General features: G+C 69.5%; 15 protein-coding genes. All 15 read right to left on the reverse strand.

Going from position 1 to position 11,591, the window contains the following annotated elements:
- Positions 1–67 precede the first annotated feature (67 nt).
- Complete coding sequence (locus tag ACIQBJ_RS29045) at positions 68–664, reverse strand: hypothetical protein (RefSeq protein ID WP_400716357.1); 597 nt, start codon at positions 662–664, stop codon at positions 68–70.
- Between the two features lie 183 nt (positions 665–847).
- Positions 848–1,219 carry a hypothetical protein gene (locus tag ACIQBJ_RS29050; protein ID WP_400716361.1) on the reverse strand — a complete coding sequence of 124 codons (372 nt, stop codon included), beginning with the start codon at positions 1,217–1,219 and terminating at the stop codon, positions 848–850.
- 172 nt (positions 1,220–1,391) lie between these two features.
- Positions 1,392–1,838, reverse strand: coding sequence for an endonuclease domain-containing protein (locus ACIQBJ_RS29055; RefSeq protein ID WP_400716363.1), 447 nt, complete (start codon positions 1,836–1,838; stop codon positions 1,392–1,394).
- Entirely contained in the window at positions 1,828–3,687 is a 1,860-nt protein-coding gene (locus tag ACIQBJ_RS29060) for a DNA polymerase (protein WP_400716365.1), read from the reverse strand. Before ACIQBJ_RS29060 ends, ACIQBJ_RS29055 begins: the two co-directional genes overlap by 11 nt.
- An 11-nt stretch (positions 3,688–3,698) precedes the next feature.
- Positions 3,699–5,234, reverse strand: coding sequence for a phage/plasmid primase, P4 family (locus tag ACIQBJ_RS29065; protein ID WP_400716367.1), 1,536 nt, complete (start codon positions 5,232–5,234; stop codon positions 3,699–3,701).
- Entirely contained in the window at positions 5,219–6,136 is a 918-nt protein-coding gene (locus ACIQBJ_RS29070; protein ID WP_400716369.1) for a toprim domain-containing protein, read from the reverse strand. Before ACIQBJ_RS29070 ends, ACIQBJ_RS29065 begins: the two co-directional genes overlap by 16 nt.
- A gap of 22 nt (positions 6,137–6,158) precedes the next feature.
- Positions 6,159–6,563 (reverse strand): hypothetical protein, encoded by a 405-nt coding sequence (locus tag ACIQBJ_RS29075; RefSeq protein ID WP_400716371.1) that lies wholly within the window; start codon positions 6,561–6,563, stop codon positions 6,159–6,161.
- A complete protein-coding gene (locus tag ACIQBJ_RS29080) occupies positions 6,563–6,742 on the reverse strand; it encodes a hypothetical protein (RefSeq protein WP_400716373.1) in 180 nt (59 codons plus the stop codon). The genes ACIQBJ_RS29075 and ACIQBJ_RS29080 overlap by 1 nt, the downstream gene beginning before the upstream one ends.
- Positions 6,739–6,915, reverse strand: coding sequence for a hypothetical protein (locus tag ACIQBJ_RS29085; RefSeq protein ID WP_376052930.1), 177 nt, complete (start codon positions 6,913–6,915; stop codon positions 6,739–6,741). Before ACIQBJ_RS29085 ends, ACIQBJ_RS29080 begins: the two co-directional genes overlap by 4 nt.
- A 4-nt stretch (positions 6,916–6,919) precedes the next feature.
- Entirely contained in the window at positions 6,920–7,216 is a 297-nt protein-coding gene (locus tag ACIQBJ_RS29090) for a helix-turn-helix domain-containing protein (RefSeq protein WP_400716376.1), read from the reverse strand.
- An 85-nt stretch (positions 7,217–7,301) separates the two neighbouring features.
- The gene (locus tag ACIQBJ_RS29095; RefSeq protein ID WP_400716378.1) at positions 7,302–8,054 is read right to left on the reverse strand and encodes a hypothetical protein; all 753 of its coding nucleotides are present in this window, start codon (positions 8,052–8,054) and stop codon (positions 7,302–7,304) included.
- An 82-nt stretch (positions 8,055–8,136) separates the two neighbouring features.
- Complete coding sequence (locus ACIQBJ_RS29100; RefSeq protein WP_400716380.1) at positions 8,137–8,934, reverse strand: hypothetical protein; 798 nt, start codon at positions 8,932–8,934, stop codon at positions 8,137–8,139.
- Between the two features lie 877 nt (positions 8,935–9,811).
- Positions 9,812–10,363 (reverse strand): hypothetical protein, encoded by a 552-nt coding sequence (locus ACIQBJ_RS29105; protein WP_400716382.1) that lies wholly within the window; start codon positions 10,361–10,363, stop codon positions 9,812–9,814.
- Positions 10,364–10,477: 114 nt separating this feature from the next.
- The gene (locus ACIQBJ_RS29110) at positions 10,478–11,179 is read right to left on the reverse strand and encodes a hypothetical protein (protein ID WP_400716384.1); all 702 of its coding nucleotides are present in this window, start codon (positions 11,177–11,179) and stop codon (positions 10,478–10,480) included.
- Positions 11,180–11,303: 124 nt separating this feature from the next.
- Positions 11,304–11,585, reverse strand: coding sequence for a hypothetical protein (locus ACIQBJ_RS29115; RefSeq protein ID WP_400716386.1), 282 nt, complete (start codon positions 11,583–11,585; stop codon positions 11,304–11,306).
- Between the last annotated feature and the right edge of the window lie 6 nt (positions 11,586–11,591).

The raw sequence follows: 11,591 nt of genomic DNA on the forward strand, positions 1-11,591 counted from the left end.
GCAACGGCAGTCTCACGAGCCATCACCACTGCAGTCACCCCTTCCAGGCGACTGGGAGCCTAGCGAGTCACATGATCGGCCGGACAGCTCCTAGGCGGTCCGGGTCCTGCGCGGTCGAGGCGTCGAGGATGTGCTCCGGGACGCTGTCGACCGGCACGGGGCGGGCGAAGGCCGCGGCGACCAGGTCGGCCTGCTCGGGCGAGAACCGCCGCTTCGAATCGGGGTGGCCGGTCAGTTCCTTCTTCGCGGCGGCGAAGTCGCCGTTCGTGCGGGCGAGCGCACCCATGAAGGAGGCGGCGGCGTCGCGGGCCGAGCCGGGGGCAGCCTCGCGGGTGGCGGCGGCCCGACCGTCCAGCTTGGCCCGTTGGAAGGCGTAGGAGGTGAACTCGGCGGTGTTCTTGCCGTCGACGTCCCACGAGTGGATGGCGCGCCAGAAGCTCAGCCGCATCTCCTGGGCGATGTCCTGGGCGGCCTGGTGGCTGTCGCCCTCCATCTGGGCGGCGCGCTTGCGGGAGACGGAACGGGCGATGCCTTCCAGGTCGTTCAGGATCTCCTCCGTGGCGACCCGACCCCGGTCGAGCTTGCCCACGCCGGTCAGGGCGGGCAGGGGCTTCGGGGTCTGGGCCTGGCGGATCAGCGAGGAGGGGATGCAGGGGGAAGGCATGAGTATTCCTTGACGTGTACAGATCAGATAGAGGGGCGCGACTCATCGCGGCGCGGCGCGGTGCGCAGGGCGTGAAAAAGCCCCGTCCGGCGGGCAGCCGGATCGGGGCGCAAAGAGGCCCCTGCCGTGGACGTGAGCCGGTCGGCAGGGGCCTAGGGAAAACCGCCTGGGCGGTCGATGGAATTAGGCTTCGGGTGCACTCCGGCGGGGCCGGTGGTCGGCCAGCGCGAGGGTGCGGGTATAAAGAGCCATGTGATGAGCAAGGTGGAAGTCGGGCAGGCGCCGGTATCCGGCGCGGGCCCACTCGGGACTAACGGCCCGGTGGGTATGGGTGTCCGCTAAGGTGCGCAGGGCCTCCCAGAATAAATCTTGATCGTCCTCGCGCTCGGTGCGCTCGTGCGGGTCGGAAGACCCCTGGCAAGTGACACCCATGGCCTGAAAGACCATCACGACCGCCGTGCGGCTGATGGTTTGGGCAATGACCCTCCGGGCGACCGCGAGGCGCGCGAGCAGCCGACGACGGCCCGCGGTGCGGGCCCAGCCTCCGCTGCTCATTCCGGCTCCTTCGCTTCTGAATGGCCACCTTCAGGTGTGCTTTACCTGAACTTTAGGAAACAGGCGTGACCTTCGCAATTGATCAAGCGGGACCTTTTCCTCAAGGAAGAGGTCCCTAGTAGCGCATTCACCAGCAACTCTCACGCAGAGTTAATGAAATGTGTGACCGGCTTCACTTCCCATGGCTCCGCAAATACTCGGCGCCCTTGTCGAGTCGACAAGGAGAATCGCCGAAATGACCGAGCGCGCTGTTCTCGCCCCGGCACAGCAGGCGGCGGACGGCCTGCCCGTGCGGCTTGTCGTGGTCGTGGTCGACCACCAATCGGTCGCCGACGGCAGCCTTCTGCCCGCAGATCGCGCACCGCCAGCGCTGCTGACGGCCCATCCGCTCGTAGTCGGCCAGCGTGATCCCGTAGACCCGGCGGAGCCGGGTGTCACGGCGCTTACGGATGACCACCGGGTCGCGGCTGGCCTTGTGGTTGGCGGCCTTCACGCACGGCCGGCAGACGTTCGCCCGCCCGGTGGGCGCGCGCTTGCGCCTGCCGAACTGGCCGAGGGGTTTCTCGTCGTCGCACACCTCGCAGAACTGGGTGTGCGCGCTCTCCGGCTCACGCTGCATAGGCCCACTCCTCCGGCAGGCCGTAGCCGTCGGCCCAGCTCGGGCCGTAGACCTCGGCATCGGTGTCCAGCGGCACCCCGAGCAGGTTCATCTTCATGGCCTCGGCGCACGCGCGGGCGACGTCCGCGGCCTCCTTCTTCGGGGCGGTGCCCACCACCTCGTCGTGCACCCACATGGTCAGGTACGGGGTGAGGCCCTGCTTGTCCATCGTGATCAACGCCTGCCCCATCGTGTCGCGGGCGGTCGACTGGCAGGCGTACGCCACCGACTTGTAGAGCTTGTCCCGGTCCAGGTGCAGCCGCCGGCCGGTGACGGTGGTCATCGTGCACTTCTCCGCCAGGGCTGTGCGCTGCATCTTCCGCGCCCACCGCTTGATGCCGGGGAACGCCCGGCTGTAGCGCTGGAGGGTGTCGCGCATGACGTCCACCGGCTGGCCGGTCTGCTTGGCCAGCGTCGCGGCCCCGCCCTGGTAGGCGGTGCCCAATCCGGCAATCTTCGCCAGGGTGCGCTGGGCCTTCGTGTAGCCGGTGCCGAACATCATCTCGGCGGCGAACCCGTGCAGATCCGCGCCCGAGGCGATGGCCCGGATCATCCGGGACTCGCCGGACAGCGCGGCCAGCACTCGCAGCTCGACCGCCTGCTGGTCGACGCTGAAGTACACGTTCCCGGGCTCGGCGACCACGGCGCGGCGGATCTCCCACCCGTGGGAGGGGAGTTGGGCCATCGCGGGGTCGGAGTGCGAGGCGCGTCCGGTCTGGGCGCCCAGCGGGTTGATCTTCGGGTGGATGCGGTCGCCGCTGTCGCGGTTGTCCAGCATCGCCTGGGCATAGCTGGTCGACCACTTGCCCGCGCGCTTCGCCCGCAGGACGGCGTCCGCGAGCTGGTTGGGCTCGCGCATCCCGAGGCGCTTCCAGTCCTGGTCGAGGTCGGCCAGCGGCAGAAGCACTTCCTTGGCGACCGACAGCGCGCCGCTGTCCGTCTTTTCCGTCAGCAGCTCGCCCATCCCGAGCAGCGCGCCGGCCACCTGGTCGGGGCTGTTCACCGAGTCCACGCCGAAGCGGGCGGCGATGTCGGAGAACCACTTCTTCTCGTCCGCGAGGCGGCCGACCAGGCCCTTGGTGTAGCCCGGGTCGACCAGCATCCCGGTGCGCTGGAGCTTGGCGCACACCAGGGCGAGCTGATGCTCGTAGGGCAGCAGCGCCGAGCGCAGGCCCTCCGCCTTGTACCGCTCCAGCAGCTTGGGCAGCAGCCGGGCGGCGAGCAAGGCGTCGAGACCGGCGTACAGCTCGAACGTGGGGTGCGACAGGCTGATGCCCGCCCACCCGGTCGCCTTGGTCAGCCCTAGCCCGTTGAAAACCCGGGTCAGGTCGCCCTGGGTGTCGGGCGCGGTGGGGTCGACGTACCAGGCCGAGAGCGGCTTGAGGCTCAGGCCGACGCCGCCTTCGTAGTCGTGGCGGCTGTCGAGGAGGTGGGCGGCGACCCGGGAGTCCTGGGCGCGCGGGTAGAGGTCTTCGAGCCGGATGCCGAACTCGGTGTCGACCTTCAGCGCGTCGAAGCTCAGGTTGTGCGCGACGAGGTTGGGCAGCGTGGCCAGGGCTTCGATCGCGGCCGAGCGGAACGGGTCGCCGAGTTCGACGGGGATCACCCACGCGGTGTGGGTGTCGCCGAGCTGGACGAGGCGTATTCGGTCCGTCCACGCCAGGCCGGTGGTCTCGGTGTCGAAGCCGAGCAGGGTGCCGGCCGCCGCGTGGGCGGTCCACCAGGTGCGGAACTCCCGCAGGTCGGCCGCCCGTTCGGGGACCTTGATCTCGACGGGCTCTCCGGCCAGTCGGTACGGGTGTACCCGCATGTGCTCGCTTCCTAGTAGTCGGTGGTGGTGTCGAAGACGCCCGGCCCGGCGGCCGGCTGGTCGGCGAAGCGGACGCCCAGCAGCACCCGGCCCTTCGTCATGCGGTGCTGGCGGATACCGCGCTCGTCCAGCGCGGAGATGAAGCCGCGGCGGGTCCACGCCTTCTCGCCCTGGGCCTCGCACCAGTCGCGGTACGCCGTGTATGCGTCCTGGCTGGGGACGTGGCTCTTGTCGCTGTCGACCTTCACCAGGACGTCCGTCAGGAACTCCGCCAGCGCGTCCGAGTTCTCCTTGAAGTTGGAGGTCGCGGTCTTGATGCAGTCGGGCTCCTTCAGGCCCTCGGCGTACCAGGCGACCGCCCCGGCGACCGCCCACGCGGCGATGCCCTCGGCCTCCCCGCGCAACGTCTCGAAGATCGAGTGGTCCCGCTCGTCCGGCTTGAAGAAGCGGTCGAACTTGATCAACTTCACGCGCCGCCACAGGCCGGCATCCTGCGAGCGGAAGGCCGGGGTGTGGTTGGAGGCCAGCCACAGGAGGAAAGTCGGCTGGTAGGTGAAGAAGTTCTCCCTCATGAAACGCGCCGTCAGCTTGTCGCTGCCGGTGGCGCGTTTGAGCACGGACTCGCTCATCGGCTTCCCGGCCTCGCCCTCGCTGGCCATCACCATCCGGGCCCCGCGCAGCGCGGCCAGGTCGGCGGGGATCGAGCTGCCCCGGTCCTCGAACGTCTCGAAGCGGGTGGTCTCGGACAGCGCGTCGAAGACGTACGACAAGGTGTCCAGGAACACCGACTTGCCGTTCGCGCCGACACCGACCAGCACGGCGAACGCCTGCTCCGCGGTGCTGCCCGTGATGCCGTACCCGCACAGGCGGTGGATGTAGGCGGGCATCGTCGGCTCGTTGGGAAACACCTCGTCCAGGAACCGCAGCCAGCGCGGAGCCGTCGCCTGCGGGTTGTAGTTCCACGGCAGCGACTTGGTCAGCATGTCCGCTGGGTCGTGCGGCTGGAGGCGGCCGGTGCGTAGGTCCACGGTCCCATTGGCGAACGACAGCAGGTGCGGCTGGTGGTCGAAGTCGTCCACCGAGCAGTTCACCCCGCGCACCGACGCCAGCTCGCGCATCAGGTCGTCAATCCGCCGCGCCATGGTGAAGCCCTTCGCGGCCTTGGCCAGCGGGAGCGCCTGCACCTGCTTCTCGTACTCGGCCTCCAGCGCGTCCCCGGCGAGCTTCAGCGCCAGGGCCTCGCGGATGATGGCCTTCTCCCTGGCCAGGGTCTCGACCATCGCCGCGCCGAGATCGTGGGCGGCCTGGCGTACCAGCACCTCCGAGCGCACCCAGTGCGTCCCCGCCCAGACGTGGAACCCGACGCCGTCGGCGTACTTGATGCCGCCCTTGGTGTACTGCACCAGCGCGTGGGCGTTGACGATGTCGCTCGCCCCGTACCGGGATGCCGCCGCTCGGTAGGCCGCCACCGCGTCGGCCGGCGGCAGCGTCAGCGCCACCGATTCCGGGGCGAAGTGGACGGTCAGGCTGTCTATTGCGTACGGCACCGCTCAGATCTCCATGCTGCGTAGTCCTTGAATGCGGCAGGAATGTTCAACTGCCTTGCTTGCAAGCCCCGTTGGTGAAGGGCGGTGAGGATGGTGCGGGCGAACTCACGCCCGGAGCGGTCGTTGTCGCCGCACACCCGCACGTCGCGGCCGGCCAGTCCGGCGGCCAGCGCGTCGAGGGTCGGCGAGTCGTTGTTGAGCAGCGCGGCCCCGCGCACGCCCACGGCGCTGTAGCCGTCGGCGACGACGGCCAGCGGGTCCGACAGGCCCTCGGCCACCACCCACGGCGCGCCCGGGTCGGGGCCGGGGAACACGCCGTAGCGCTGCCACTCGAACCCGTCGGGGTTGGCGAGCGAGATCCACCGGCCGGGGCAGCGCCCCGAGAGGTCCCGGCCCTGGGCGCCCCTGGCCACTCCCGCGAAGTCGGCCATCGGCACGACGAGGCGGGGATACCGGACGAACGAAGTCGGAACCCACTCGGGGCACGGTTGCGGGCCAGGCCACCAGCGCAGGCCCAACCGGTCCTGTTCGGCCGCCGACAAGGCGAAACGTTTCTGCGCGTAGGACGTGGCCGGGGCCGCGTCCTCCTCACCGGCCGACAGGCTGTCCAGCCACACCCGCAGGCCCGCCGTCAGAAACGGGCTCACCGGCTCCGGCCGGGCCTCGGCGACGGCCGCTAGGCCCTCGGGGTCGACGTTGAACAGGTGCCTCGGCAGCAGGCCGATCGCGGCGACGATGTCCTCGAAGGCGCACCCAGCGCGGCAGGCCAGGCCCACCATGCCGGACGTCTTCAGGTTGATCCACAGCGACGGCTTCCCGTCGTCGTGGGCCGGGCAGCGCGCTACCCACTCGCCCGCCTGGTAGTCCCGCCGTTCCTCCAGGCGGTCCAGGATCTCCTGCATGCGCACTGCCCTGCTCCTCTCTTCAGTAACCGGCCTCCCGCAGAGCGCGGACGATCGCGGCGTGCGTGCGGATGGACGTGACGGCGTATCCGTCCTCGGTCTTCGCCCGGGGGCGCTTCACGTAGGCGACGCCGAACGGCATCCCGGCGTTGACGGCCTCGGCCTCGGCCTGGCGGACGTACGAGGCGAGGTCGTACGACTTCTCGGCCTTGCACTCCCCGGCGAACGGATGCACCGCGAGGTCGCCGATGTCGGCCGCGCCCTCTTGGACGTTGCGGCGGATGTTGTCCGGGTCGGTGGGGTCCTTCCAGCGGACCGAGCGGTCGCCGTCCTTCCACGCCTCCCGGTACTGGCCGAGCTGTTGGTTCAGGTAGTCGGCCACCGCGGTCTCCCAGCCGGTGCCCTTCACCTTGTTGCGGTTGGCCACTAGGCGGTCACCACCGCGAGGGCCGCGCCCCGGAAGACAGCCAGGCCGGCGGCCTCCCAGTAGCGGGAGAAGTCGGGGCGCTGGCGGGCGTCGTACAGGAACAGCAGCCGGTCACCGGGACCGGCACGGCGCAGGTCGCCGAGCGCGGGGGCGATGCCCAGCCCGATGCGGTAGGTCACGTCTCCTCCGGCGGCCGGGCCTCGCGGAAGTCGACGGTGTGGGCTGCGTCGGAGGCGCGCAGCAGTCGGCGCGGGTGGGCGCCTTCGGCGGCCAGCGCCCGGGTGCGGGCGTGCAGGGCGGTCCGGCGCTGGTCGGGCGGTATCCGCCACAGCGGCGTCGTGGTGTCGTTCATCGGCTCAGCCCTGCTCGGGCAGGTGCGACCAGGACGTCCGGTCGGCGATGTGCCGGCAGGTCCGTTCGCTGATGCCGAACGCCTCGGCCAGCGCGGCGAGGTTGGCGCCCAGGTCGGCGGCGCGGCGGATCGCGGCGACCTTGCGCTCGGTCAGCTTGGCCTGCGAGTTGCGGGTGCCGCTCTGCGAGCGGCGCGGGGTGTCGCGGAACGCGGAGCGCATGATCTCCTGCGCGCGGTCGGTGGCGGCCAGCGGGTTGATCAGGCGGGCCGGGGTCGGCTCCGCGTAGGTCGGGGTGTGCACGGGGTTCTCTCTCCGGGAAACGGGAGCGGGACCGGCCCCGAAGGACCGGCCCCGCTGGTGGTGCTCGTGGTGGGTGAAGCGCCGGCTAGAACGGCGGCTCCTCCTCAATGGCCGTGGCCGGGGTGTCGGTGATCGCATCGCCGTACGGCTTGACCACCTTCACCTTGGCCATCTGGTAGTCGACGTCGCGGCCGGCCTTCGAGTGGTACTGCACCCGCTCGTTGATCAGATGGGCCAGCGACGGGCCCGCGGACTTGGCCAGCGCGCCCTTCAGCGCCGGGAGTTCGGGGATCAGCGACCAGCCCGACGACTTGTAGCGGAAGCGGCCCAGCTCCAGAGCGTGGGGCAGGGTGAAGTCGATCTCGATGCTCGGCTTCGGGCCGCGCTCCGCCTTCGCCCGGTCCTTCAGCTCGGCGATGGTGCCGGGGCAGCGGCACGGCACGCCGACGTCCTCCGGCGGCGACAGGAAGGTGCGGGTGTCGCAGTGGTGGGCGAGCTTGCCGTTCACCCACTGCTTGAAGTCCATCCTCACGGCAGCGGGGCCGTCGATGACGACCTCCACCCGGTCGGCGTCGGTCTTGACCGCCATGGCGTCCTCGGCCTCGGTCTCCCGCTCGTACGGGGTGCCGCCCAGCAGCTCGGCCACGGCCTCGGCGGTGGCCGGCAGTGCGGTGGTCACCATCCACTGGTGCTGGGCGATCGGGAAGCCGCCGTCGGGGTCGGCCTCGTAGTTGCGGAAGACACCGGCCAGGTCCGGGCGGGCCGCGGCTTCGGCGCGCTCCGCGCGCTCCGCCAGCTCGGGGTCGCTGGCGAAGATGTTGTCGAGTGCGCTGCTCAAGGTCTCTCTGTTCTCTCGGGACCGGCGAACCGGGCGGTCCGCCGTGTGCACTGCTGTTGAGCGGGGGCGGTTAACAGCCGGGTCAGGCGGCGCGGCGGGCGGTGCCGGTCAGGTGGCCGGCCTCGTGCTTCCAGGCGACGCGGCCGATGATCCCGGCGTCCGAGGCGCGGTCGTCGGCGAAGCGCTGGCGCAGGGTCAGGAAGCGGTCGAAGACCGGCCGGTCGATCGTCACGGGGCGGAACTCGGCGCGGGCCGGGGTGACATGCAGCACCGCCCCGGCGTCGACCTTCGGGAACGGGATGATCTTTCGGTCCACCGTGATCAGGTCGTCCGCGTGGGCGTAGGCCGCGAGCTGGTAGGAGACCGACAGGTACACAGACTTGCTGGTCTTCAGGTCGCCGAGGATCGTCCTACCGTTGATCTTCACCATGAAGTCGAACGACCCGGCATAGCCGTGCTCCCGCGACCAGGCGACGTCTTCCGCGTGCAGCAGCTCCGGCTGGTAGCGGTCGAGCCACGACTCGATCGCCGGGACGTACGGCTCGACGTCGTGGTGCGGGTACGGCACCTCTTCCCCGCGAAGGCGCAGCTCGAAGTAGTCGTGCACCAGCGAGCCGACGTCGGCCCGGAGCTTGGTGTAGCGCTTGGCCGCGTACTTCAGGAAGTCGACGGCGGCCTGGCGGTCACGCGCGGCGATGCGCTGGACGACCTCCAGGTCGGTCACCGCGGCTTCGGCCGCCATGCCGGCCGACCAGTCCTGAAGGAAGGGCTTCGCCTCCATGTTCAAGATGGAGGTGACCGAGGGGGCCAGCTCGGAGCTGACGGGGTGGACGTAGTAGCGGGAACCCCGCTGGTGGACCGTACGGACGCCTTCGGACATGCGTTCCTCTCTCGTTTGGGCATGCAAAAGCCCCGACCATCCGAAGGACGGTCGGGGCTGACGCCGGGAAGATAAGTAACTAAATGACTCCATGAAACCGCAGGTCAGCGGCCCTAGGGATTTACTTACTTACCTTCCCCGTCGTTCTTTCATTCGTTCTTTCGTAGCTTCAAGCGTCGCCGCGCGGCCTACGCCGCAGCAGCTCCCACGTCACCACACCGGACAGGCCGACCGCTGCAGCCGCCGAGGTCGGCCAGCCGACCTGGAGATGGAGGGACGTGGCGGTCAACGTGCCGTGACCATAGACCAGCGCATCCCGCCACGTCACGGGGCGGTCGAGTGGGGCGTCGCCAGGAGATGACGACTGGGGGTGTGCCATGATTGAACCTCTTCCAACTCTTTCCGAGAGTGCGAGGAAACGCGGACCGCCCCCATGCAGGGGGGCGGTCCGTCTCGCTTGGATCGAGGGTACCGCCACTTCTGATGAATCATCAAACATGCACCGCCACAGCGCGTTTCCGATCGCAAGCGGGTTCGGATTTGCACTATGAAGCGAGGGGCGATCCAGAGGTGGAAGCCAAAAGGCAAAGTTCTCATGGGAAGTTATATATCATCCACAAGATGCAGGTCAGGGGCGCTTTTGTCATGCACCTGACATGTAGTGTCTAAAACATGAAACGTCGCAACTTCCACACCCTCAAGGGCCAAAAGAGTGTCACCCTTTTGGCCCTTGCTGCCGGGTCAAAGTGAAGCGCCTGGATGCGGAAGAAATGGCCTTATTGCAATGCATTTGTGCAGCGCAATGCAATGCATTCGCGCGCTGCACGGTAGCGGTTCCGAGCAGTTTGGCAGCTCACCCGGGCGCGGTCGCACAGGGTCATCCAGCCTCCAGGGCTTCGCGGATTCGGGCGTGGAAGTCGGAGAGCGAGCCGATGTTCGGGACGACGCGGTCGGCATGCTCGGCCCCGAGCTGCTCGCTCGGGTGGTCGCCGTCGGCCCCGCCCCGGTCGATGAACCAGACGGCGAGGCCCGCCTTCCGCAGCGTGTTCACCTCGTTCAAGAAGCGGACGTCGGTCACCACGACCGGCCCACCGATCGCGGCGGCGGCCCGGCGAACCTGCTTGATCCAGAAGTCCGCGGTGACGTGGCGTCGGATGCCTTCGGTGCCGAGCCGCTGGAGGAAGCGTCTCGCCTCCGGGAACCGGTCCTTCACGGCCTCCCAGCCGTAGCGGTCCACCGCCTCGGCCAGGTGGACGGGCGTCGGGGCTTGAACGCCCAGCAGCTCGAAGCCCACCACCGGGTCGACGTCGTACGCCATGCGCTTCAGCGGGTCGGCCAGCGCGAGCCGGGTGAACCCGTACTCCCGCAGCAGGCCGGCCGCCGTGTCCTTGCCGGATCTCGCCCGGCCGATCAGGGCTATGCCGTGCACTCGTGTCTCCTCTCTCCGTGGTCACCGGGGTTGAGCCGGTGCGGTTAACACGGTGCGGAAACACGACAAGGCCCCGCCCTCCCTGGCCGGGGAAGACGGGGCCTGGTGCCGGGCTCAGCCCAGCTTGTTGTCGAGGTCGAGCAGCACGACGGCGGTCTCGCGGAGTTCCTGGCGGAGTTGGTCCGCGGCGCTCGGGTCGAGCCCTTCGAAGGAGGACGGGGAGAGCGCAGTGGCGAGGCGGTGTAGTCCGTGGACGGCTTCGACGCAGTTCTCCTGCGAGATCCCCCCATCGGCACTGAGCAAGGCTGCTCCGACGTGCTGCTGCGCTGTGCGGCGCTGGTAGGTCTCCGCGCGGACCTCGCTCTGGGCCCTCGGGACGATCCGGTAGTAAGCGAAGATCGCCACCGAGTCGGGCAGATCAGGGAACCGCCGCGCTCGCTCGGCGGGGTCGTCGTCCATGCTCCGCACGAAGCGGACTCGGATCGGGTTCATGGCGGCCCGAACGCCTTGCAGGATGGCGTCGCGCTCGGCGGCCAACTGCTCCCGCCGTTCATTGGAGTCGCCAGGCACCGGCTTCAGCCCGGCGGCGTCCAGCAGATCGGACATCCACCGTTTCGCTTGATGGCTGGCCCGCCGAAGGTCGGGCAGACCCTCGCGGTTCTTGAACAGAAGCGTGGTCTTGAACGCCTCCGTCGCAAGGGGCCCGTAGTCCTTCTCCCGCCGTGCAACCGCTACAAGGGGTAGCGCCTTGTCCCAGATGTCCTGGGCTCCGGGCACGTCGCGCCAGTCAGCGGCCGACTTCTTCTGTGGGGGCATGGGGTCCTCTCGCTCCGATCGGGGACCGTTGTGCAACCAACGGTGCCTCACTCCCATTCCACCACGGGTGCCGGCCGCGACGAGAAAAGGCCCCGACCCGCCCGAAGGCAGGCCGGGGCCTGGGTTACCGCTTGGCCTTCATCTCGTCTCCGAGCGCGGTGGGCTCGGCGATTTCGGCGTGCGGGCACGCGCAGCACTCGGCGAGCGCTTCGGCGCGGGCCGCCTCGCTGTTGGCGGCGTCGGTGGCGTGGGTGACCACGCGCTTACCCGCGGAGTGGCCGCCGGCCATCGCGGCGACCGCAAGCAGCAGGCCGACCACGGCCTCGTTGCTCTCGATCCCGGCGAGCTTCGGCACGACGGTGCCGAGCACGGTCAGCACCGCGACGACGGCCGAGCGCGCCCGCACGGGGTT

This window comes from Kitasatospora sp. NPDC088391 (genome assembly GCF_044753345.1).
Classification (GTDB): domain Bacteria; phylum Actinomycetota; class Actinomycetes; order Streptomycetales; family Streptomycetaceae; genus Kitasatospora.